19 protein-coding genes are annotated in these 24,632 nt (G+C 45.0%); 11 read left to right on the top strand and 8 right to left on the bottom strand.

The genetic code is table 11. The features are described from left to right. Positions 1-90: 90 nt before the first annotated feature. From iscB to NLZ44_RS20415, 3 genes are all read right to left on the bottom strand, one after another. Entirely contained in the window at positions 91-1,362 is a 1,272-nt protein-coding gene (iscB, locus tag NLZ44_RS20425; RefSeq protein WP_493750964.1) for an RNA-guided endonuclease IscB, read from the bottom strand. 295 nt (positions 1,363-1,657) lie between these two features. After that, entirely contained in the window at positions 1,658-2,848 is a 1,191-nt protein-coding gene (locus NLZ44_RS20420; protein ID WP_006625609.1) for a ferrochelatase, read from the bottom strand. Between the two features lie 126 nt (positions 2,849-2,974). Then, positions 2,975-4,240 (bottom strand): inorganic phosphate transporter, encoded by a 1,266-nt coding sequence (locus tag NLZ44_RS20415; protein ID WP_111894052.1) that lies wholly within the window; start codon positions 4,238-4,240, stop codon positions 2,975-2,977. A 764-nt stretch (positions 4,241-5,004) separates the two neighbouring features. Between NLZ44_RS20415 and ltrA the strand changes: the two genes are divergently transcribed. Both ltrA and NLZ44_RS20405 read left to right on the top strand, forming a co-directional pair. Continuing rightward, positions 5,005-6,816 carry a group II intron reverse transcriptase/maturase gene (gene ltrA, locus NLZ44_RS20410; RefSeq protein ID WP_493750963.1) on the top strand — a complete coding sequence of 604 codons (1,812 nt, stop codon included), beginning with the start codon at positions 5,005-5,007 and terminating at the stop codon, positions 6,814-6,816. A gap of 225 nt (positions 6,817-7,041) precedes the next feature. Then, positions 7,042-9,477 carry a DUF1565 domain-containing protein gene (locus tag NLZ44_RS20405; RefSeq protein ID WP_493750962.1) on the top strand — a complete coding sequence of 812 codons (2,436 nt, stop codon included), beginning with the start codon at positions 7,042-7,044 and terminating at the stop codon, positions 9,475-9,477. Positions 9,478-9,488: 11 nt separating this feature from the next. Here the strand turns inward: NLZ44_RS20405 and NLZ44_RS20400 are convergent, their stop codons facing one another. Beyond that, entirely contained in the window at positions 9,489-10,343 is an 855-nt protein-coding gene (locus NLZ44_RS20400) for a methyltransferase domain-containing protein (protein ID WP_111892558.1), read from the bottom strand. A gap of 255 nt (positions 10,344-10,598) precedes the next feature. Between NLZ44_RS20400 and NLZ44_RS20395 the strand changes: the two genes are divergently transcribed. Next, positions 10,599-11,078, top strand: a complete 480-nt coding sequence (locus tag NLZ44_RS20395; protein ID WP_493750961.1) for an ankyrin repeat domain-containing protein — start codon at positions 10,599-10,601, stop codon at positions 11,076-11,078. A 187-nt stretch (positions 11,079-11,265) separates the two neighbouring features. Continuing rightward, positions 11,266-13,785 carry a glycogen/starch/alpha-glucan phosphorylase gene (locus NLZ44_RS20390; RefSeq protein ID WP_493750960.1) on the top strand — a complete coding sequence of 840 codons (2,520 nt, stop codon included), beginning with the start codon at positions 11,266-11,268 and terminating at the stop codon, positions 13,783-13,785. Positions 13,786-13,934: 149 nt separating this feature from the next. Here the strand turns inward: NLZ44_RS20390 and NLZ44_RS20385 are convergent, their stop codons facing one another. Next, positions 13,935-15,380 (bottom strand): YcjF family protein, encoded by a 1,446-nt coding sequence (locus tag NLZ44_RS20385; RefSeq protein WP_493750959.1) that lies wholly within the window; start codon positions 15,378-15,380, stop codon positions 13,935-13,937. Positions 15,381-15,454: 74 nt separating this feature from the next. On the opposite strand from NLZ44_RS20385, the gene NLZ44_RS20380 reads away from it, so the two are divergent. From NLZ44_RS20380 to NLZ44_RS20365, 4 genes are all read left to right on the top strand, one after another. Beyond that, entirely contained in the window at positions 15,455-16,537 is a 1,083-nt protein-coding gene (locus NLZ44_RS20380; RefSeq protein WP_008050856.1) for a metallophosphoesterase family protein, read from the top strand. A 395-nt stretch (positions 16,538-16,932) separates the two neighbouring features. Then, positions 16,933-17,163, top strand: a complete 231-nt coding sequence (locus NLZ44_RS20375) for a hypothetical protein (protein WP_111894183.1) — start codon at positions 16,933-16,935, stop codon at positions 17,161-17,163. A 526-nt stretch (positions 17,164-17,689) separates the two neighbouring features. Then, positions 17,690-18,322, top strand: coding sequence for an HAD-IB family phosphatase (locus NLZ44_RS20370; RefSeq protein WP_493750958.1), 633 nt, complete (start codon positions 17,690-17,692; stop codon positions 18,320-18,322). 30 nt (positions 18,323-18,352) lie between these two features. Further along, positions 18,353-19,363, top strand: coding sequence for a patatin-like phospholipase family protein (locus NLZ44_RS20365; protein ID WP_006670420.1), 1,011 nt, complete (start codon positions 18,353-18,355; stop codon positions 19,361-19,363). 24 nt (positions 19,364-19,387) lie between these two features. Here NLZ44_RS20365 and NLZ44_RS20360 read toward each other — a convergent pair whose 3' ends face one another. Next, on the bottom strand, positions 19,388-20,272 hold the full coding sequence (locus NLZ44_RS20360) for a hypothetical protein (RefSeq protein ID WP_048895070.1): 885 nt from the start codon (positions 20,270-20,272) through the stop codon (positions 19,388-19,390). A 279-nt stretch (positions 20,273-20,551) separates the two neighbouring features. Between NLZ44_RS20360 and NLZ44_RS20355 the strand changes: the two genes are divergently transcribed. Further along, positions 20,552-20,689, top strand: coding sequence for a hypothetical protein (locus NLZ44_RS20355; RefSeq protein ID WP_493750957.1), 138 nt, complete (start codon positions 20,552-20,554; stop codon positions 20,687-20,689). 46 nt (positions 20,690-20,735) lie between these two features. Beyond that, positions 20,736-22,619: an alpha/beta hydrolase gene (locus NLZ44_RS20350; protein ID WP_493750956.1), complete on the top strand. Its 1,884-nt coding sequence runs from the start codon at positions 20,736-20,738 to the stop codon at positions 22,617-22,619. 373 nt (positions 22,620-22,992) lie between these two features. Here NLZ44_RS20350 and NLZ44_RS20345 read toward each other — a convergent pair whose 3' ends face one another. Beyond that, positions 22,993-23,532 carry a sterol desaturase family protein gene (locus NLZ44_RS20345; protein WP_493750955.1) on the bottom strand — a complete coding sequence of 180 codons (540 nt, stop codon included), beginning with the start codon at positions 23,530-23,532 and terminating at the stop codon, positions 22,993-22,995. Positions 23,533-23,599: 67 nt separating this feature from the next. Between NLZ44_RS20345 and NLZ44_RS20340 the strand changes: the two genes are divergently transcribed. Beyond that, on the top strand, positions 23,600-24,262 hold the full coding sequence (locus NLZ44_RS20340) for a class I SAM-dependent methyltransferase (RefSeq protein ID WP_493750954.1): 663 nt from the start codon (positions 23,600-23,602) through the stop codon (positions 24,260-24,262). Between the two features lie 24 nt (positions 24,263-24,286). On the opposite strand, the gene NLZ44_RS20335 is transcribed toward NLZ44_RS20340, so the two are convergent. After that, entirely contained in the window at positions 24,287-24,631 is a 345-nt protein-coding gene (locus NLZ44_RS20335) for a hypothetical protein (protein ID WP_493750953.1), read from the bottom strand. Position 24,632: the final 1 nt, after the last annotated feature.

The raw sequence follows: 24,632 nt of genomic DNA, 5'->3' as shown, positions 1-24,632 counted from the left end.
GTTCACGTAAACCTCTTGGGAGCGTGGAAGCCCCGTGTCTTTAGACCGGGGAGGAAACGCGACAGGGGGACTTTAGTCCCCGTCAATCTTTCAAGCATAGGCGTAACCATCCGTACTGTGAATGGGTTGGCAGTATTTGTGGCTGATGCCTGCCACCCGTACCGAAGCGGTGGTAATATCAAAACTACCAGACGCACGGCAGAGAACCCGTCCTAGATATGAGCCAATTTTCTTCCCCGCTGTGACCGTAGCCGTCACCATGTCGCCAGTCTGAAAGCCTTTATGAATTTGCCTCCTGGAGCGGTGACGAGTAGGGAATCCGTACTTATTCGTCCCGCACATCTGACGGGTTCCATGCCCCTTTGCTAAAATCAGCAACGGTTTTGAAGTCAGAACTTCGAGTGATTCGACTGGTCCAACACAGGCAGCATCAAGCCAGTGAGCTTTAGGTAGGTTGAGCCTCAGTCGATTGAACTTCGTTTGTCCGCCCGTTCCTGTGGTAACTGGGAGTCCTGTTGCTTTCAGAGCCTTGAACAAGGCCCATCGGGTCGAGTTAACGGCAGCCGCATCTTTAAGGGGTGATTTGGCCTGCCTGAGAAGACGACTCAGGACATCAGGCTGGCCCGATAAAAAATCCCGAATGTCCCCATTGCCTTTGGCTTGATTGCATGAGTGGCAAGCCATCGTCAGGTTAGAAACCCGGTCAGAGCCACCCTTAGACCGAGGCTGGATATGCTCAACTTCAAGTGGTACATTTTGAGCCCCACAGTAAGCACAGGTTCTGTCCCACTTGAACAACAGGTATTCCCTGATTTCATAGCCTTGTAATTCTCCCTGCTGATACTCAACACCTGATATCTCAGGGTTTTCCATCAATTGCAGGTCGAACCGTACTAGCTCTTGGGTAATGCGGCCAACTGGGGCAAGTCTACGAAATCGGTGAACCCAGGTCATTAGAGTATCTACTCGATGCTGCCAGCTGGGAGCTAACCAACCCTTGCTCCGAGTCCGATTCAAGAACCGAGCTGGTCGATATCGGGTCTTGCGGTTTCGTCGAGAACGTCGGAGTTGACGACGAGAGAGCAATGCTTCTTTAATCTGCTGTCCTCGGTGCTGCAACTCGGCAGCAAAGATAATATGATTCCCTTGCTTCAAGGCAATTCCAGTGACTTTAGAGCCTGGGTCTAATTTGAGTTCGAGCGGTTCAGGATTAGCGTCAACCTCCTTGTTTAGAATAATGGTGAATGGGTAGCGTCGAAATACCGATGCTTTCCCGGCTTTGAGCAGTGATCGTGCTACCCCAGGCTTGCACGGTGTCAGGGGCTTGCGGTTGGTATCTAAAACGAAAATATGGTTAGACATTGTTGCGTCTGTTCTGATTGCTCGTAACGTTTGCTTCGCTAATGTTCAGAGTCGGTACTTTCCAAATCGCACTGTCTTAACCCCTTAGAACTGTTTAACGATTTGGTTCTAGGGCCTGGAACTAGCACGCATTCCAGGGTAGGAACTTTAACTCTTGCTCGCTCACGTAGCCAGTTAAGGCTTAAGCTGGTCAGCTACCTGAAAGCGGGGGCACGAAGCCCCCGTGCTTCAGCCGGGGGTGCTGACGAATAATCTGGTAGACATAGGGGATAATTGGAGAACCCGCCCCTAGGTTTTAATGGTGGTGATGATCATGATCATGGCTATGGCTATGGCTATGGCTATGATGATGATGGCTATGGCTATGATGACCTGGATCTGATTGTACTGCCAGGCTAGGATTAATAGATAATGCGGTTTGGCTTAACAATGCCTCAATCTGAGGATCTGCCCAATTAGCAGCCATCTCCAGGAATTGGGGATGGTCATTGACACAAGCCATCTGAATATATCTTACTTGGGGATGTCGCCGCCGCAATGCCTCGATAATGTGTTCTACATCTAATAGGGTTTCGTGGTTTTCGGTAGCAAACCCTATGGGCATGAAGACAATAGCCGTTGCTCCTAATTCTATCAGATTATGGGCGGCTAGTTGTGCGTTCGGTTGAGTCCAGTCAATCAGGGGGGTATCATGGTTTAGCCAGCCTACAGAAATTAAGGGATAACGGTTGATGAGTTTTTCCCGGACTTTTTCATATAAGGCTTGACTTTCATCAATTCCTGATGTAAAACCCTTGGCTTTATGGGGGCATCCATGATTCATTAATACGATGCCAGTTTGGGAGGGTAAATGTGCGATCGCCAATTCTTCCTCAATTTTTGCCTGCACTAATTCCGCCATTAAATCAATGTATTCAGGCTGATTGTAAAAGGATGGGATATAACGCTGACCTGTCACCCAATGGCTGTTGGTATCGGCTAATTTTGCCAGGGCATTATTCACCTGTTCGACAGCTATACCACTGGTAAAAATTGAATCAACTACTAACAGTGGATAAATCAGGATTTTGTCGAATCCTTCACTTTTAATTTGACCTAAAACGGTTTCTGGTAGGAAGGGAGCGCAGAAATTAAAGGCTTTAAATACTTGGATGCGATCGCCCCATTTTTGTTGTAAATGTGCTTCAATTCCGGCGCGTTGTTTCTCAAAAATGGCATTATGGGGAGAAATGAAATTGCCATGCTGATGACTCCATTCATGGAGGTCAAAGATTGCCAAAATCCGCGCCAGAGGCGGATAAATCCAAGTGGGAACAGGGGCGAATTTGGCGGTTAACAGATTTAAAGCCTGTTCATTATAATTGGCAAAGTCTTCATAGCTTTCTACTTCTCCATAACCCATCAATAAAACGGCTACCCGATCTGATTTAGGGCGATCGCTTAATTGGGTGCTAGGATTTGTAATTTTCTCAGGAGTTGTCACCACGTCTTTATCCTCTGATCTCACCAATGAGCTATTTCCCCATAGTTTAACATCCCCTAGGGGGGGAGGGGGACAAAATATTGATAACTATGGGGAGGTGGGGGAGGTGGGGGGCTACCATAGCTAAAGCTACCCGATGAAATATCGCAGGAGTAGAAACCCTGTAGCGGCCAAAAATGCAGCGGTGGGGACTGTAATTAACCAAGCCAAGGCGATATTACCTACAGTCCCAAATTTAATAGACTTCCAGCCTTGAACAATTCCCACCCCGACGACACCGCCAACTAACGCATGGGAGGTAGAAACAGGTATCCCTAAGTTAGAAGCAATTAATACAGTGGTGGCGGTGGCCAGTTCAGCCGAAAATCCGGCACTAGGGGTTAAAGTGATAATATTTTCGCCGACAGTGGAGATCACTTTTTGACCCCAAACCGCCAGACCTGTAGCAATACCAGCGCCGCCAATAACTAATACCCAGAGGGGGATATGAAACTCTCCGAGGGGGACAGAAGCGGTTTGTCGGATATAGACAATAATGGCAAGGGGTGCGACAGTGTTACCAACATCATTAGACCCATGAGCAAAAGCAACAAAGCAAGCACTGAAAACCTGAAACTGAGCGAGTTGTCTTTCAATGGAGGACTTGCTATCACCGGATCTAAAAGTAGGTTGCCAACTAAACCAGGTAAGGCCAACTACAGCGAGACCAGCGATCGCAATAGTCAAATCATGGGTAGGAAAATTAAGACCCCATTGGCTTTTCATCCAAGAGGCGAGGGGTTGACTAATTTCTGGGACTACTAAAGTGCCAAACACTGCAATCATGGCACAACTGAGCCAGGGGGTCCATTCGAGAATTTGTTGTTGTGGGTGTGGGTGTTCCAAAATCCAGTATTTAATGAGACTGTAGAGTAAGGCGGCGATCGCCCCACTAATGAGGGGGGTAATTAACCAAGCCAGAGAAATCAAACCTACAGTTTTCCAGGCTACAGCAGTCCATCCTACAGCCACAGCACTAAATCCCGAAATAGCACCGACCACAGCATGGGAAGAGGCGACGGGTAAACCCTTACGGGTGGCAATCATAAGCCATAACCCGGTCGAGACTAATACCGCTATCATACCCAATTGGAACAATTGAGGCGATCGGATAAATTCTTCCGGCTTGACTACCCCAGTAGCCAAAGTTTCCGAAACCCTACCCCCGAATAATACCGCCCCCAAAAATTCCAGAACCCCAGCGATGATAATAGCTTGTCGGAGAGTAATCGCCTTTGACCCTACAGAAGTCCCCATAGAGTTAGCCACATCATTGGCTCCGAGGGTGCAAGCCACATAAAAAGCTAACAGACAGACGAACCACAAGGGAATTAAGTTGATGGGGGAAATTTCCATTAGCAAAGATGAAATTCAGATGAAATTAACCGGATAACTAGGGAGAGCGTTTGTTATATTAATGATGTCGTGCGAGACGTTTAGGAGTCAAATAAGGCTGTAATGCCTGAAATAACCTCCTAGTGGGACTTTCACCCCTTGGTGGAATATAAGGAACTCGTATCCTGACCATCCCATAACTGTTTATATGTCCCTACGTTTGGTATAAAAATATACCAAACAAGGCAGGGAACTCAAGGTCAAAACGCAAAACCGGAAATCTTAATGATTCCTTAACAATTGCGTTGAGAGTAACGGCGATAGCCACCCCCAATTTTAGGATTCACAATCCTGGGATTGAAGCGGGGAACGGAAGGCATGAGGGAAACCTAGTCCCAATAATATGACCACTGCCAACCATCCATGACTAAGGAAATTTGAATGCTCCGACTTGAACCATCGTCATTAATAAGTAGCGAAATAGGTTGACACGCTGCGTTCAAAAGAATAAGGGGAAAAGTAGGGTAATTACATCAACACCTACACAGACCTTTAAAGTACCCCGGTGGACAGGACAAGTCTAAAGATGGAATGCCCATATAAACGGAACGTTTTAACCCCTTCTAGGCTCTGAGTATCTGGTCGAGATAATCAGTAGTGAAAGTGTAAGCGCAAGCCTATTAGGGGGTGAGATGTGACCAAAAGCCAACGCCCAACTGTAATGGTAGGGATATGCTAACGGGTCACGGTTTGATTGTAAAGAATAGAGTCTAGTAGGAGTTACTATGGCGAATGCGAGTTTAAAGAAAGGTTTTGAGAAATCAAAGCTAATCAAGACTACGAATGTATGGAAACAAATTCCCTGGGCGAAAGTTCAGAGAAAAGTTTTCAAGCTCCAAAAGAGGATATTTCAAGCAGCTAAATCGGGACAGGATGCAAAGGCAAGAAGGTTGCAACGTCTATTGGTGAAATCATATTATGCCCGACTCTTAGCAGTGCGGCGAGTGACCCAAGATAATCAAGGCAAGAAAACAGCCGGTGTCGATGGAATGAGAACAATCTCACCAAGGCAAAGGTTTGAACTTGTTGAGAATATTAAAAGAAACCTTAAAGCAAAACCACTGCGACGGGTGTGGATTCCAAAACCTGGAAGGGATGAAAAACGCCCCCTGGGAATACCCACAATCCAAGATAGAGCGAGGCAAGCCTTGGTTAAGTCGGCACTCGAACCGGAATGGGAATCGAGATTTGAAAGCACAAGCTACGGGTTTCGACCTGGAAGGTCTGCCCATGATGCAATATCCAGAATCTTTCAGAGTATCAACAAAGGAGGTTATTACGTTCTGGATGCAGATATAGCGAAATGTTTTGACCGAATAAACCATGATTACCTTCTGTCCAAAATTCATTGTCCAAGCAGTCTAAAAAGAGACCTGAAATCATGGCTCAAAGCAGGCGTGCTAGATAACGGTGTATTCGAGGATACAGAAGCAGGGACACCTCAAGGAGGGGTAATAAGTCCACTCCTAGCCAACATCGCACTGGATGGGATGGTTAGGTTCATAAAGACAATGTATCCAAATAAAGGAACAACCTTTCAGGTAAACCTCATAAGATACGCCGATGATTTTGTGGTCATATCCAAAGACCTAAGAATCATTGAACAGTGCAAAATTGCCATTTCCGAATGGCTAAAACCTGTAGGACTAGAAATAAAACCTGAAAAGACTCGAATCTGCCATACGCTCAATCCTATTGAGTATAACGGCAAAACAGAAGAACCAGGATTTGACTTTCTAGGATTCAATATCAGGCAATATCCAGTAGGAAAATATAAATCTGGAAAAAGTGGGGGAAGAAGAAAAGGAGGCTTCCTATTTAATAAAAACCCTCACAAAATGTTGGGACTCAAAACTCATATCAAACCCAACAAAAAGGCAATTAAAGCCCATACAGAAGTGATAAAAGGTGTAATTAAACAACATAAAACAGCACCTCAATCAGCCCTGATTAGCAGATTAAACCCAATCATAAGGGGATGGTCAAACTATTATTCAGGAGTCGTCTCATCTGAGACCTTCGTTAAACTAGACCACATAACTTGGTTAATGTTACGGGCATGGACATCATCAAGATGCGGAAAGGCAAGTTACGAAAAGCTAAGAAACTACTTCCACAAAGAAACGGTTAAACTTAGCAACGGAAAAGAAAGACATGAAACTTGGTTATTCAAGACTAAGGATGGAATTCAATTATGGAAACATAAATGGACTCCAATTGTCAGACATACCCTAATACGCCCGGAAGCAACACCATACGACGGAAATTGGACTTACTGGGCAACCAGGAAAGGACAAGCAATTGATACGCCAATTAGAGTAGCCAAACTACTCAAGAAGCAAAAGGGGAGGTGTACCTGGTGTGGACAGTATTTCGCACCATCGGATTTAGTTGAAGTTGACCACATTATACCTCGAAGCCAAGGTGGAAAGGATGAATATAAGAATCTTCAACTACTACACCGCCACTGTCACGATGATAAAACGGCGTTAAACAACGCCAAAGCCGTATCCTTAACAATGGAACAGTCAGACTAGGAGCCGTGTGAAGGGAAACTTTCACGCACGGTTCTGAATGGGAGGGAATGGAGGCGACTCCATTCTCGACCCTAATGGTGCGCGATGGTTTCCCGATTGTGGGTCAGACAGAACCCCCACTACCGCTAAATCCGCCACGTTACTGGTGGCAAGTGCCATCAACTAGGCGGTTTAACAGCTACCGAAAATATTGCAGAAATTGGCAACACCAACAACAATAGAATTATGGCAACAGTTTACGTTAATCCATCTACTGGCAACGATCAGGGCGACGGGAGCCAATCATCTCCCTACAAAACTCTGACGGCAGCCTGCGCTAAAGTTGAATCAGGAACTTTCATTCAATTAGAAACTGGAACCTATAATAGCGCTACTGGGGAACAGTTCCCAATTATGATTCCTAGCGGGGTCACTGTGGTGGGAAATGAATCGGGAACCGGAAGCGGGATTTTGATTGAAGGTAGTGGTCGCCATAGTAGCCCCAGCACAGGCGGCCAAGAAGTTACTATCGTGATGGCTACCAACGCTGAACTGCGGGGGGTGACAGTAACTAATAACCAAGTGAGGGGTACGGGAGTTTGGGTCGAGTCTACCTCGCCTAATATTGTACACTGCACATTTACCCGCTGTCGCCGCGAGGGAGTCTACGCTACAGGCTCAGGAGCTCCTAATATCCTCAGTAATGCCTTTGTGGAAAATGAAGGCTATGGCTTATCGTTGGAGGGTAATGTTAAGGGAGAAGTACGCAACAGTTCCTTCCAAAATACGGGCTATGGTATTTCGGTTAAGGGTGAAGTTCAGACCCGCATTAGTGATAACACGCTTTTTGAAAATCGCTCGGGTCTCCTAATTGCTGGTAACTCTCGCCCTATTCTACGACGTAATTTGATTGAGCGCAACACTGGCGATGGTATTGTAATTACTAATGATGCGGCTCCAGATTTGGGTAGCGCCAGCGAATCGGGTGGTAATATGATTCGCAATAATGGCGGGTTTGATATTAATCATGCTGGCTCAGTGGCGATCGCCTCTTTTGGTAATTTGCTCAGTGCTGGCCGAGTTCAGGGTAATATCAATGTGGTGGCTCAGAGCGCTCCGACTTCCTCACCCACTACTATCCATGTTAACGGATCTACAGGTAATGATTCGGCGGCGGGTACGGCTTCTGCTCCTTTCAAAACTATCACCCGTGGCTTACAACAGGCGACGGCGGGAACTGTCGTACAAGTGGCTCCGGGAACTTATACGGCAGCTACAGGGGAGACTTTCCCGTTGTATGTGATCTCTGGTGTCACGTTGATCGGTAATGAGTCTAGCCAAGGTAATGGGACTCAAATTACTGGAAGTGGTCGATTTGCTAGTCCTAGTGCGGCGGGACAAAATGTAACTATTGTCATGGAAAATAACTCGACCCTGCGCGGTGTGAGTGTGACTAATGAGGAAATTCGCGGCACTGCTGTTTGGATCGAGTCGGTTTATTGTGTGGTGGCTAATTGTCGGTTTTTTAACTCCAAGCGGGAGGGGGTTTTTGTCACCGGAACTGCTATCCCTGAGATTTTGACTAGCCACTTTGAAAAAAATGCTGGTAATGGTATCGCTTTGGCAGGAAATGCTAAGGGAGAAATTCGCGGCAACAAGCTACAGGATACTGGATTTGCGATCGCTGTTCAAGCCTCTGCGGCTCCGCTGATTAGCGACAACCATATTTCTAACAACCGCACTGGTCTTGTACTTTCGGGTAGTTCTAAGCCTGTGTTGCGGAAAAATCTGATTGAGAATAATCTTCAGGATGGTTTGACTGTCATTGCAGATGCTTTTCCAGATTTGGGTAGCCCTCAAGATGCGGGGGGTAATATTTTCCGCAATAATGGTAAGTATGATGTCCAGAATGCTGGGAAGTTTACTTTGGTGTCTGTAGGAAATCAGATTAACCCCACTAACACGAAGGGAAATATTGATTTTAGTGCTAATGTGACTCCCAGTCCCAGTCCCAGTCCGAGTCCCAGTCCCAGTCCCAGTCCGAGTCCGAGTCCCAGTCCGAGTCCGAGTCCCAGTCCGACTCCGACTCCGACTCCACCTCCGGGAAGCGATCGCTTTAGTGATATTACCGGACATTGGGCGCGAGAATTTATTGTGCGCTTGACTGATATGAATATTATCAGTGGCTTCCCTGATGGTACTTTCCGACCTAATGAGAATTTAACTCGCGCGCAACACGCGGCTTTGCTGGCGAAGGCGTTTAATATGGCTCCTATTCAGCAGGCGACTGCATTTAAGGATGTGGCTATTGATTTCTGGGGGAAAGTGGCTATTGAACAAGCCAACCGGGCGGGATTTTTGGCCGGTTTCCCCGATCGCACTTTCCGACCTAATGAGAATTTGAACCGGGCTCAGGCGGTGGTATCATTGATTAATGGTCTCAAGTTGACTGGTGGTAATCCTAATTCTTTGAATGGTTACACCGATCGCGGTCAGATTCCTAGTTATGCTACAGATGCGATCGCTACTGCCACAGAACGAAGGATTATTGTTAACTATCCAACTCGGACTACCCTCTCTCCTCAACGGGATATTACCCGTGCGGAAATTTCGGCAATTCTCTATCAAACTCTGGTAGCCACTGGGCGCGCTGAGGCGATCAACTCTCCTTACATTGTCTAGTCAAGGCTAGATTATTTAGTCCCCCGCAGTAGTCCAAACCGAATTAAACCCTGTTCATATCCTTGACTCATTAATCCTAGGGATAATGCCGCTCTGATGGTTGAAGGTCCGCTGGTGAGTAAACCGAAAATGGCTGCGGGGTCAAAGGCGGAATCAATGACTAGATTCCAGAAGGGGGCGACCGCTTTTGACCAGTCGGCGGTGTCAATGTCATTAAACCCTACCCGAGTAGCGATCGCTTGATATTCTGGCAATGAGATTATATAGGGTAGGGCATAAACTTGGTAAATTTGGGCGAGGTGGCGACGTTCTGCGTCTGTTAGTTGTCCTTGCTCTCCCCCTAGGGGGCGATGACACCAAGTAGCCATTAAAAACGTGCCACCGGGTTTGAGGACTCGGTGGCATTCTTGCAAAAATTGGATTTTGTTGGGCATATGTTCCCCACTTTCCAGAGACCACACCAGGTCAAAGGATTCGTCCTCAAAGGGCATTTCTAGGGCGTTGGCAACCTGGAAATTCACATTTTCACTTAATCTAGCTTCGGCGGCGCGATCGCCTGCTCGTTGGGCTTGTACTGGGCTGAGAGTGATGCCTGTGACTCTGGCGTTAAACTTTTCGGCTAAATAAAGACTACTCCCCCCAATGCCACAACCTACGTCTAAAATCTTAGTTGTTTGAGTTCCCTCATCAAGTCCCCACTTTAGCAATTCTTCGATCAGGTCAATTTGCGCCTGTCGTCTTTCCGTTTTCCGATTCCCTTCCGGTCCGTAGTAGCCATGGTGCATATGTTCCCCCCAAATTTGTTCCCACAGGGCGGAGGAGGCATCATAAAACTGTTGAATCTGTTGATTGAGAGTGGATTTCATGGCTGCTTTTCTAATGGACAATCAATTAGGGTCAATGGTAGCACTACGGACTTGTTATGCTATATGTCTCAGTCCCCAGTCTGGTCTAGGGGTTGCGATCGCATGATTTTAGTGCTATCATAGCGTACATTGAACTGATAGAATAAGCCATTTTTTTAGCCAAATCAAACATTAATTAAGAAGTCGCTTTTTGGCAGTTCCCCAAAATCTAAGGTTATGAGATAATAACATCAGGGCAAGAAGGGTAAAGCGACTATGACCGAGTTAATTAAAGCCATCAAAAGCGGTAATCTTGACCAATTATCAGCTTTAATAGCTGCGGAAAAAGATATCAATGCTGTGGGTGATGATGGTACAACCGCCATGCTGACAGCAGTAGGACAGGGACTAGAGGCGATCGCCCAAAATCTCATAGAGGCTGGGGCTGATGTTAACCTGGGAGATAATGATGGCTGGACTCCGCTGATGGAGGCGGCGGCACAGGGCCATTTAACTATAGCTGAAAGTTTACTACAAGCTGGGGCTGAAATTGATGCTCAGACCGATTTTGGCTTAACAGCATTCATGGCAGCCGCTGGTAGGGGTCATGTGCAGATGGTTGAGATGTTACTGAATAAGGGTGCAAATTTTCGGGTTAAGGATAACAACAATTGGACGGCTTTAATTTGGGCATCTTCTGAGAATCATCCAGAAGTTGTAGCGGCAATTAAGAAATGGCGAGACGCTCATAATTAGCTGAGACTTCCCAGCACAAATTGACGATAATTCCCTGGTGTAAAATCTCCCATTGAATCAGGATTCATCTCATACAACCCAGGTCTAAAAATCCCCATTTTAACAAATTGTAAATGGGGGATTTTTTGAATAAATTAATTATTCGCAAAATTCTGGGTTTTTACAACTTATTTAACTGGTAAAAACTATGACAGACACTTCATCAGATAACGACAATCAACAACAGGTTACCATGGAAACCCTGCGGCGTGCCTTAGCGGATAACCTGTTTTATATCACCGGAAAATACCCGGAAATTGCTACCTTACATGACTTCTATTTAGCCCTGGCTTACACGGTGCGCGATCGCCTTTTCCCCAGATGGTTAAATACAGTTCGCACCGTCACCCAGCTATCAGATAATACCAAAGTAGTCTCTTGCCTATCCTCAGAATTTCTGGTGGGTCCCCACTTAGTCAATCATCTAATCAACCTGGGAATTTATGACCAAATTCGACAAGCCGTAGAAGAGTCAGGTTTAGACCTGCAAAAATTGGCGGAACCAGAACCAGAACCCGGTCTAGGAAATGGCAGTTTAGGTCGTCTCGCCGCCTGCTATATGGACTCCCTATCCACCTTAGAAATTCCCGCTATAGGTTATGGTATTCGCTATGAATTTGGGACCTTTAAACAGCAAATCCGAGATGGTTGGCAGGTAGAAATAACTGACAAATGGCTACAAAAAGGCAACCCTTGGGAAATCGTCCGTCCCGAGTCCGCAGTCGAGGTCAAATTTGGTGGCTATACGGAAGGCTACACCGATGAAGAAGGCAACTATCACGCCACTTGGGTTCCTCACCAAGTAGTTAAAGGTATCCCCTACGACACTCCTATTAGTGGCTATAAAGTCAATACTGTGAACACCCTGCGCCTGTGGAAAGCAGAAGCGCCAGAGTCTTTCAATTTCCAAGCATTTAATCTGGGAGACTATTACGGCGCGGTTGACCAAAAAGTGGTATCTGAAAATATCACCAAAGTTCTCTATCCTAATGATGAACATATACCCGGAAGACAACTGCGTTTAGAACAGCAATTTTTCTTGGTTTCCTGTGCTTTACAGGACATGATTCGCTGGCATCTAAAATCCGGTGGTAACCTGGAAACCTTCCCGGATAAATTTGCGGTTCAACTCAATGATACTCACCCGGCTATTGCTATAGTAGAATTGATGCGGTTATTAATGGATGAACATGATATCCAGTGGCATGATGCTTGGGAAATCACTCAAAAAACTTTCTCTTACACCAACCACACTTTACTACCAGAAGCCCTAGAAAAGTGGCCAGTAAATTTGTTGGGTCGTCTACTTCCCCGACACCTAGAAATTATCTATGAGATTAACCGCCGCTTTTTAGAAGAAGTCCGTAATAGTAATGGTCGTGATGGTCATAAAATTGCCAGACTTTCATTAATTGATGAAACGGGAGAACGTTATATAAGAATGGCTAACCTGGCTTGTTTGGGGAGTCACTCTATTAATGGGGTAGCCGAATTACATACGGAATTGTTGACTAAAGATACTCTGGGAGATTTTTATGAATTGTTCCCCCACAAGTTCAGCAATAAAACTAATGGGGTAACGCCACGACGTTGGTTAGTCCAAAATAACCCGGGTCTGACTAAGTTGATTTCTGAAAAAATTGGGGAACATTGGATTACCCATTTAGATGATTTGCGCCAGTTAGAAGGCTTCGCAGACGATGGGGATTTTCGCTATCGTTGGGGACAGGTTAAACTAGATCTAAAACGTTCTCTGGCTGGTCATATTCAACAGCGTTTGGGGGTGACGGTTAACCCAGAGTCTCTGTTTGATGTTCAGGTGAAGCCTATTCATGAATACAAGCGACAGCATCTGAATATCCTGCACATTGTTACTCTTTATCACCGGATTAAGCAAGACCCGACTGTAAATATTGCCCCTCGCACGTTTATTTTCGCCGGGAAGGCGGCTCCGGGGTATTTTATGGCAAAATTAATGATTAAGTTGATTCACTCCGTGGCTGAGGTGATTAACCATGATCCAGATGTGGGCGATCGCTTGAAAGTTGTGTTCCTTCCAGACTATAATGTTACTAATAGCCAAATCCTCTATCCGGCTGCTGATCTCTCTGAACAGATTTCTACTGCTGGTAAGGAAGTCTCTGGGACTGGTAACATGAAGTTCTGCCTTAATGGTGCTTTGACCATAGGAACTTGGGATGCTGCTAATATTGAGATCTGCCAAGAGGTTGGTCAAGAGAATTTCTTTCGCTTTGGCTTGACTGCTGATGAGGTTTACCAGCGCAAGGCTGAGGGTTATAATCCCTGGGATTATTATTATGGCAATTCTCAACTCAAGGAGATTATCGATCTGATTGGGTCTGGTCATTTTGCTGATGAAGACAGCACCCTATTTCAGCCTCTGATTGATTCCCTGCTACACCAAGACCAGTATATGCTATTTGCTGACTACCAATCCTATCTTGACTGCCAGGATAGCATTTCTCGGGTTTGGTGCGATCGCGATCGTTGGTTGAAAATGTCCATTCTCAATACGGCGCGTTGCGGTAAATTCTCTTCTGACCGCGCTATCCGAGAATACTGCGATCAGATCTGGCATTCTTCGCCAGTTTCCATTCAACTCGCTGATTATGTCCAACCACAGACGGCGTTAAGAGTTGACAGTTGAGGGTTAATCATGATATAATTAGGGTGGGAGGAAGGGATATTTTGATTAACCTTCCCCTCTCCTGATTGCTTCGATATATAGGCGGTTTTTGGCGGGTAGACTTAACTTCCCTTTTGGGACTTGGTTTAATCGACCCGCCGCCGCTGTTATCACTTCGCAGATAAAGGGGTAGTTGGGGAAACTTCCCTGGGTGAGATAATATGGCTAGTAGCCTGTCCGACAAAACTCTGTAATGTTGACAACTGCTGGTTATTTTGGAATACGGACTTGAGGGTATTTGAGAAGGACTCGATATTTAAGGAAAAGTTGTTTCCGGTTTCGCAGGTTTGGAAATACTCAACTAAACTCAAGCCAGCAATGCGAGTTAGATAAGCCGCCGTGACACCTTGAATAACTCCCCCAGCCACATAGGTGACGGTGTTAGTTTTGAGGAGGGTTGTTAAGGTTTTGGTGGATAACTCGACCAAGCCTAATTTTACCATTTGGGAACCGAGAGTTTTAGCGAGTTGCTGTGCTTGTTCGAGGGAAAATTGGCAACCGTAGACTTTCCCTAAGTCTAGCACTAACTGAGAAGTAATGGCAGCGGTGGCGAGAAGGTCTAAGGCGGGGACTGGGTTAGCAAAAGCCGCAGCCGCAGCGACCCATTGATATTGTTCTATGGTGGGGATGGCTTGCTGGCGGCGAATTGTGTTTAAATGGGTTTTAACGGTCTGCTGAAGTGCGATCGCTTTTCGGTAGGTGGTGGCCACAACTAAAGCCTCACCTGTCTCGGTCAAAAGGCGATCGAGATTTTCGGTAAGTGTTTCCATTTGCGGTAATGGTGTTTCCATCCATTCTTGAACGGAATTTTCATCCTGGTATTGGCGGACTTTAATGGGACTCGGAGAAGCGGAAATACCAATGATATCAGTCGCCGCCAATTGGTTAGCCATGGTTTGGCGCAGTTTTTCTAAAACGACTACCTGATGTTCCAAAGGACATTGGTCTTGTTTATTCCAAACCAATAGGGTGCGTTGGCGATCGCACAAATTCCCAAGGGTTTTATATTCAGGTTCAGTCAGATCACCATCTACCAAAAAGACAACTAAATCAGCGGTTAGCAAATGGTCCGAGGAGTCCGGGTCAACTTCCGTAATAGTTAAATGTTTCTGAGTCCAGGTAGTGTTTTCTAAAACGGTTTTTAAGGAAGTTTTCCCAACTTGTGGTTTCCCGGTAATAGCCAGGTATAAATCTTGTCTATCAATAGCTGTGTGTAAGTCAGCCACTTGCTTTCGCCAATCAGCCAGAGTCGGTGAGAGTTCATTTCCCCCTAGGAGAGTTTCCGCTTGAGTAGCTAACTGATCAATTAAGGTTTCCGTTTCCTCAATAGCGGCTTGGGTCACTTCCCGACTAATAGGGGGGGAATTTTTCGTGTTCTGGTCAGACTGAGGAAGTTTTCGCTGTAGCCACCAGAGACCACCGCCTAAAGCGATCGCCCCAAAAATTGCTGTTTCTCCCAATTCCACCGCCGACTCACCCACTGTATCCCACAGCCAGAGAACCACAGATAACCCAATACCACCAACTAAGATGGGACGACGCAAGTAATCAACCATATCCGTTAATTTGCCATAACCCTGCTTCTAGTTTAGATCAAAACTGAGAGTTCTGCATGATAAAGTATTAGATTATGGTTCTAAAATTTCGATTTGCGATCGCCAGCGACTTACATATTGCCCTTCCTGAGACCATTTGGGATCATCCTCAACGCTTTCATTTAGTGGAAGTTAGCATTCCGGCGCTAGAACAGGTCTTTAAACATCTGGAAAAGCTGGATATAGACTTTCTGCTGCTACCGGGAGATCTCACCCAACACGGGGAACGGGACAATCACGCTTGGTTAAGCGATCGCCTAAAAAACCTACCCTACCCAGCTTATGTAGTTCCTGGAAACCATGATGTACCTTTAGCCGTAGGGGAAGGGTCCCTAATTGGTTTATCCGAGTTTCCCGAATACTATCCCCACTGCGGTTATCAAGACAGGAGTTGTCTGTACTACACCTGCGAATTAACCTCGGGAGTGCGCTTAATTGGTCTCAATTCCAATTGGTTTGATGAACAGGGAAATCAGATCGGATATGTGGACGAAAAGCAGCTAGATTGGCTGAAAGGTGTTTTGGCTAAATCCACCGATGAATTGGTGTTAGTGATGATTCACCACAATATCATTGAACACCTACCCGGACAGTCTACTAACCCCCTAGGTCGGCGTTATATGTTGTCGAATGCTCCCCAATTGTTGGAGGTTCTGGAAGAGGGGGGAGTTAAGTTAGTTTTTACAGGTCATCTCCATGTACAGGATATTGCTCAATGGCGGGGAGTTTATGATATCACTACCGGTTCTTTGGTTAGTTATCCTCACCCCTACCGTATCCTCGATTTTTCCAGGGATGATCAGGGTCAACAGAAGCTGGAAATTGAGTCGCACCGCATTGTCTCAGTTCCCGATTTTCCTGACTTAGCAAGTATTTCTAGGGAATGGATGGGCGATCGCTCCTTTCCGTTTATGATGAGGTTATTAATGGGGCATCCCCTAGGTCTTTCCCAATTAGAAGCCGAGGAGTTGGCCCCCCGTCTGCGCTATTTTTGGGCGGATATTGCTGGCGGTGATGCCAGGTTTGATTTTCCTGACTTCCCCCCCCAACCGCGACAGTATTTTGAGGGGTTTACTGCCAGTGAGGCGATCGATAATCAGACAATTTTGCGGTTATAGATAATGTCATCAGAATATGGGAATGTGGGTATTCTATGCTCACCGACTACAAGGGAGTCTCAATCTATAGCAATAGGCGATCGTGTATTCATGACAAAATGAGAGAGAGGTTATAAGTTAGAGGCTAGAGGGTAGACACAAAGGGGATAGATTGAATGAAAAATTGTCAAGTATCGATTTTCCTGCCTACCTTCTTCGGCGCGCTATAGATTTAGGCTTGATTGTTAAATAAATTTGAATTTGAGTTGCTGTTGACTCCCCCCCATGGGTCAATAGATGGTCACATACCCTACTCAAATATGATGGCTTGTTTGTATAAAAGAAGAATAGATTTGGGAATAAGCCTAAAGACTTACTGCTTACTTTGTTGATGATTAACTCGAAGGCCCTCGACTATGACCACCAAAGCTCATACACATCACTTACCAGTATCTTCTGGGTTCGGTTACGGAAAGCACCCTGACTTCAAATTGTCCGGCTATATACGCCAGGATAGACTGCAAAGGTTGTCTGAAAAAGGGATTATAATTACTCCCTCAGAACTTGATGAGTTTGATGCTTACACCCAGAAAATTCGTCGTCAGTTATTGATATTAAAAGCTACATCGGTATCTTCTATGGATTGAAAAACTGTCCGGTTTGACTGCGCGAGACTGTCAAGGGACAGCATTTGACTTGATACTATCGTGATCGGAAAATGGCAACTTTGACTATAAGCTACCCCCAGGAAATTTATATAAGTATTGGTTATTGTTGGCGATTGGTTTGATACAAATAACAAAACCTTTTTGAATTTATGGCGTGAAAATGATTATCATTCTTGCACCATCTAGCCACGAAAACACGCCACTTGACAGCCCTTTAAAAGGATGATAGAGTAGAGTCTATAGGTTATAGTTAGTCTTCGTGTGGGTAAAAGCAGTTATTGAGTATCTGTGGCTACCAGGAAATAACCTGAAACAGCTATATTGCCGTATTGAATATGAGGTAAGCAGTGGGCGATCGCCTGAGTTAAATTTGCTGGCGAGACACGAATATTGTTTTAAGCCCCAGAGGTAGGGGTTGACAAAATAGCAAAAATGTGCATAGTGTCAGGATGCCAGTTTGATAGGTAAACTTTAGGATGCTTTTGTTTTTGGTGAAGGGTAATTAATGAAACCAGTTGTTTTCTGTGACTTTGACGGGACAATTACAGCAGAGGAGACCTTTGTGGCGATGCTAAAGCAATTCGCACCGGAGGTAGCACAGGAGATTATCCCGAAACTATACACCCATGAGATCAGCTTACGTTCAGGGGTGCGAAGGATGCTAGAATCAATACCCTCGAAGGCTTATGGAGAGATTATCGAGTTTTCAAAAACTAAAGAAATGCGTCCTGGACTGGTGGAATTAATAGACTTTCTGGATAGCCAGGGAGTGCCGTTGGTGGTGGTATCGGGGGGGATTCGGATTATGGTAGAAACAGTATTAGGAGAATTAGTTAATCGGGTCGCGGGGATTTATGCGGTGGATGTGGAGACGGACGGACCGAATTTGCGGGTATATTCAGAGTTTGAAGGGGACACAGAATTACTAGCAAAAGTGCGGGTAATGGAGTTATATAAGGGGGACCCGAAAATTGCGATCGGGGATTCGGTAACGGACTTAAATATGGCGATCGCTGCTCCGGTGGTATTTGCGCGCGATCGCTTATCTGAGTATTTAGATAAGCGGAAAAAGCCCTATATAGCTTGGACAGATTTCTTAGATATTCGCGATCGTCTCCGAGAAATCTGGAATGCTTAATGAATCCCATAATTAACAGGAGTTTGACAAATGGCAGAGTTTACCAGAGTTCTCTCTATTGACGGTGGTGGTTTGCGAGGATTAATACCCGCCGAAATTTTGGTAAGTGTCGAGCATAAAATTCAGGAAAAAACTGGCAATCCTCAAGCTAGACTCGTCGAGTATTTTGATTTATTTGCTGGGACAAGCGCCGGGGGAATTATGACTTGTCTTTACCTATCTCCCGACCTACAAGACCCCACTAAACCCCGATGCTCTGCGGAAGAAGCCAGGAACTTTTTTTACCAAAATAGTCGTAATATCTTTTACCAACCTTGTAGCCACGCCATCAAAAACTTTTGGGGACTGTTAAACGAAAAATACTCCCATGAGAAATTCGAGTTAATGATGCAAAACTTTTTTGGGGACTTAAAGTTAAGCGAGTTATTAAAACCATCCTTAATTTGCTCCTATGAAATTTCTCGGAGAAAAACCCACTTTTTTACTCAACATGATGCGGTAGTCAGTCCTAGTAAAGACTATTATGTAAGAGACGTAATTCGCGCCACCTCAGCCGCTCCGACTTTTTTCAAGGTAGCCGCAATTAGGTCTTTAGGTGATGAAATGTATACCTGTGTTGATGGGGGAGTGTTCGCCAATAATCCAACCTTGTGTGCTTATGCGGAAGCTCGTAGCAAACTCCCAGATAATCCCACCGCTAAAGATATGGTAATTTTATCTTTGGGAACTGGGGACGTGAAAAAGGGATATCCTTATGAACAGGCTAGAAATTGGGGTCAGTTTCAATGGTTACTTCCCCTGTTTGATATTATTATGACCGGGGTGGCGGAAACCGTAGATTATCAAATGAGGCAAATTTATGATGCTACTAGAAGTCCTCAACAGTATCTGAGAATAAATACAACCCTGACGGATAAAAATATGCTACCCATAGATAAGTCATCTGACGAAAATTTGCAGGCTATTCGTCGTGTCGGTCAGCAATTGGCTGAGGACTATAGTGAGGAATTAGATGCAATTGTTGATTTATTGCTAAGGTAATGGAGGGATTGCTCTTAATTGCCTCTATTTTAAGCCTAAATGTTCCATCACTCCAGAGATAGCATTCATGCGTCTTGACTGATCATGTCTGACACAGGACTTAGCATCTATGGAATATGGACAAATAGGAGGATGAGCCAAAGTTGTCTGCTCATAACTGCCATTGATTTTAAATGAGTTGACTCTGGCTGAGAGGATAGCGTCAGTTCCCTTTTTTCTTCCGCGTAGTTCAGAAGCGTATAACTGAGGAAATTTTGCGCCGAAATAGGGACTCTGATTCCATAAATCTATCGCATTGATAAATCCTTCTAAATGTGAGTTAGGATTAATTCCGACTTCCCTAAATTGCTGTTCAATCACAAAGGACCGTGATCTGAGGTGTTGTAGACACCATTGGTTAGCCTCCTGTAGGGTTCCACCCCGTCCGTGGTTACTGCAAAAACCTTTATTTAGGATGCCAGTAGCTGGGTCAAAATGACCGGCAATTAGAGAAGTTCGTCTTCCATTGGTCTCGCAGTTTCCTTCGGCGGCACAAATTGATAAAGCACCGAGACTGTTTAAATCTGCAAATAGGGTATTCAAGGGAACATGAACACCAGAGGAATGACCGAGTAGCCAACGGTGACTAATCTGCTGAAACTTAGTCGCTTGAAGCTTTTTGTCGATTTTATTGGACTGTGAATTAACCAAAGAAACGACATCTTTTTCGATTTTAATTTTGGCTGAGTAGATAGCCAAAAATCCCAAAAAACCTACCAGAAACCAAGTAATTCCTGTCACGGTGGGGTAATAATTGATTCGGTAATTAATCCGCCTTTTTTGACGAGAATTTAGCTGATGATAACGGTGGGTGTTGATGTATTTACCTGATGGAAGTTTATGCTTGAAAACAGCACGATTTTTCGCCATAACTAAAAATCAAAAATTCCTAAATTTATGAAGCTGACAACTTGAGGCTTTCTTATCATCTATGGAGCCTTCAATATTGACAAGATGCACAATCAAATTTTCAATTTTTTTACATGGTTTTTATCCCCGTTTATTAGTGAATTGAGTGGCTATGATGGTGGTTATCATCTAAGGGAAATAGGCTTAGGATAGGCTCTGAACACCACAACAGACTCAAAAAGCCTTCATAATATATCACCTGTTTTGAGTTATTGAAAGGCTAAGTTTCCTTGATCCCTGATGTTAAGTGTGGAAATTTCCCTATTATTTAAGGCTTCTAGCCGATCGCATGAGTTTTTGGGAACCGATAAAATTTATGTCTTAGGGAAGAAACAGACCCAGGGGTTGGTGACGGCGGGATATTGCCAAAAATGCTAAATTGCGGTTTGATCATATAACTCCCAATAACTCATAGATAATTAATATGGGAACTGAGCGCAGCTACCAAACCCTACCCTTCTATTGGCATCGCGATACCTTGGAAAACGATCGCCGATGGTTAGAATCAATTGTTCGGAATACCGCTCCGTTTTCAGACGCTTGGACGAAAGCTCGCATTGTCCAGCTTGGCTACCCATATCCCCCCAATACCAAACCCGGGACTGTGGAGGGACTGCCGACCTATGGGGGTTACACTTCCGAAGCAGAGATCGCCTCGGTGTTGCGATCGTCTTGTAATCTCCTGGAATACCCAGGCTTTGAGACTCAGGTAAATGAGGATTATGTGATCCGCACTCTCAATAGTTGGCATAATCGAGAATTTACTCAGGCGATCAGCCGCAATTTTGAAGTTTATGCCGATCGCTACCATAGCAATATTTTTTTAGTGGTCAGCACCGCTCCGAGTTCCCTAAATATTGACCGCCAATTACCCAGCCGCGATCGCTTTCGTCCCCTGTTCAATATCGCTGAACTTGGTCGCATGATGCGCTTGGCGAATTTTAATCGCATTACCCTCCGTACCCACGGCTATGCCACCCCCCCAGAAAAGTTCTACCCGGCTTTTGTGAATGAGGCGGAGTCTATTTCCCTCAAAGGACCCATTAATCAGGTGGGAACTTTGGAGGAAAAAAGTGCCTATATCGGCTATCACTGGCCGGGAGAAAGACCGATTTTGAGTCCCGGTCTATGGACTGACCCTTTCCGCTATTGGGGGATTTCTTTAAAGTTTATCGTAGGTCTGGCTCTGGCCGCTTTTGGGGGCGGCTCTGTGTTATATTTACTCTTAGCCCTATTCATCGCCCCTCTGTTGACAATATGGGGGATTAGACCGATTGTTGATTCCCTCTGGCAATGGATAACCTGGGAGACTCTGGCTGGTTTAATTAGCCAATGGCTGTGGGTGTCTTTCAGCGTGTTTCTCCTGTGGCTATTGCTATTCCAGTTGCTGCGGATTGTCGTCTATCAGCGCGATCGCTATCGCGCTATTCACTACGGCGCACCAGACCTAGCAGAGTTCTTCTGGCGACTTGATAAGGCGCTGGGAGATAATCCTTATGCCTCTATGCCTTTTTTACCAGGGGAACAACCACCATTATCCCCCCTCCCTACCTTGAAGGTTAATCTCATTGGTCATAGCATGGGCTGCCTATTGGTGGTTAATGTTCTGCGAATTCTGTCCGATCGCTTTGGGAAAGAGGATCGCTTAGTTCAACAAGGCAATGATATGGGGGAATACTTGCGCCTTGACCGCTTGATTTTATCTGCTCCAGATATCCCCTTAGAATTTTTGCGGGAGGGACGCAATAATTATGTGCGATCGGCTATTCTCCGCTGTCGGGAAATTTATTTGTTTTCTAGCGATCGCGATCTCGTCCTGCGTTACCTTTCTGTTTTGGGTAATTGGTTTAGTGAACCCAGTGTCGCTATGTCTGGCTTGCGCTTGGGAAATGTTTACCTAAAAACAGTTAACACACAGGAAGGACGAGAAGAATATCGACCATTTATTCGGATTATGGTCAATTCTCAGGCGGCGGTTGAACCTACCTCCGCTTATGATTTGTTTGAAAAGTTTAACTACTTCGACTGTTCCCAAATGTCTAAGATAAATGGCGTTAAATGGAAGTTAAACGCCGGGACGGCTTTACCCATAGATTTAGTAAATGCCGTCTTATACTTTGCTAAGAAAATTGACGTTCACAGCGCCTACTACTATGTTGATACTCCCAGTTTTGAGATTATACAATTTCTGATTACCCGCGATGAACTCTCTCGGTCAGATACTTTAGCCTCCATTTACCAACTCATTGAAAATACTCCTATTCGTTTTCGTCCTAGTCAACCCTTTTCTAAGCCCCATATTGAATAGGTTTTGCTAATTTATCCGGTGAGATAGATTTGATTTTCTCAAGAATGTTAAGAATTAATACAATTTTATTGCCAATTGCTCGCAAAAAGTTGACGAGATTATGGGGGTTGTGGTATGCTCAAAGAAATTGCTCCCAAGGGGTTACTCTGTCTATATGCAAAAATAAAGGCTACAACCCCGATTATGTCGCCATTAAAATTATTGTCTGACCAAAAGATTAAGCTGGCGAGACACGAGTTTTGGGGCTAAAATTAGCCAGGCTTTTTATGGGTATTGACAAAAACGGCATTTTGTGATATTGGCATTAATCAAAGTATGCTAAAGCAGCAGCGATCAAGGAATAGGGAAGTAATTATAGAGAGTTAATTACCCATTATAATTGTGATGATATTTTCTGCTTAAATTGTAGGAGAAATTTAAACCAGAATTGAGCAGGTTTATCGTAGAATGTAAAGATATCACCGTAGGCAATTCGGGAGTTGCGATGATGTTGCCAATGTCTTTCTGGGGTGGTGATAAAGAGAAGTTTACAGATGTAGTTTATGGTGTTGGGTGTAGTCCATGTAGTGGGGGAAAGATGACGAAATTGTACATGAGATTGTGCTAAGACTAAACCCAGGATAGTACCGGTGGGAGAAATCGACCAAAAGATAGGTAAAAAGAGGAGATAGGGAAAGGCGGCTAAGAATCCAGTAATTAAAACGAGGGGATTTTGGGTAGCGATCGCATAGCGAATAAAACTGCGGTTATGGCTATGATGAACAGCGCCATGATATTTCCCGAAAATATGTTCAGGGACATGATAGAAAAAAGTTGAGATGAAATCCCCGGTCAATAGTAAGACCACGGCTATGAGAATAATCTTGATGACGGTCACGGCTTCACCCTCAGAATTTGCGGCTAGTGTAACCAATAGAGATTAAATTTAATTAATAGTTAGGTTAAACTTGAGAATCATCTAGGATAGGAGAAATTTAGGGATGTTGTTACCAGGGAAGCAACGGAGTAAACTAGACGAAACCGAGGATAGATTATTTTATGAGTATCCGCGATTTGTGACCCATGTTGACGAGGGATTTATTGATAGGTTAAGGGGGTTATATAGCGATCGCCTTTCAGACAATAGCAGAGTGTTGGACTTGATGAGTAGTTGGGTGTCTCATCTCCCGGATGATCGGAAATTCTCCCATGTAGAGGGACACGGTATGAATGAGGAGGAGTTGGCGCGTAACCGTCAACTGAACCATTATTTTGTTCAGGATCTGAATAAAGACCCGAAATTACCATTAGGCGATCGCGAATTTGATGCCGTGTTAATCTGCGTATCAGTACAGTATTTACAGTATCCTGAAGCCGTATTTAGTGAAATTCATCGTGTCTTAAAACCGGGGGGAGTGGTGATTGTGAGTTTCTCTAACCGGATGTTTTTTCAAAAAGCGATCGCCGCATGGCGAGACGCAACAGAATCCCAGCGAGTCAAACTGGTAGAAAGCTACTTTAACTCAGTCCGTAGTGGGGAATTACCCGGCTTCAGCGTCCCTGAAGTAATTATCCATCAGTCATCTATCCCCCCGGTCTTGCAAATGTTAGGACTCGGTGGCGGCGACCCGTTTTATGCAGTGATCGCACATCGTCAAATGTGACGAATCATCTTGAAACTCTCGAGACTATAGCTGCTGAAAAACCTCTAGGGTCAGATATACAGGCTTTTCTGCCGTATTCTGACCCCAAAATTGGCTGATAGGCTGATCCTGGTCAGATTGAATCCAGAGGACTTTCCCAGAAGTGCAGGTATAGGTCTGTTGACCATCACCACAGGGAATAGCCGCATCTCCAGGCTTTAGTATCCTGACAGTCATCTGGGTGACAGGGGGATCAAGTGTGATGCTCTGTCTGGACATCTCTGGTAGGATGTTGAGGGAATAGGTTTTGAGGGGTTCTGCGGCTTGGACTGGTATCACCCAAGCGCAGAAAACCACCAGCAGAGTTGTGAGTAGAATCTTCAATTTCATA

It is taken from the genome of Arthrospira sp. PCC 9901, assembly GCF_059013425.1.
Note: the sequence above shows the minus strand (reverse complement) of the source record. Positions and strands in the feature narration are given on the sequence as shown.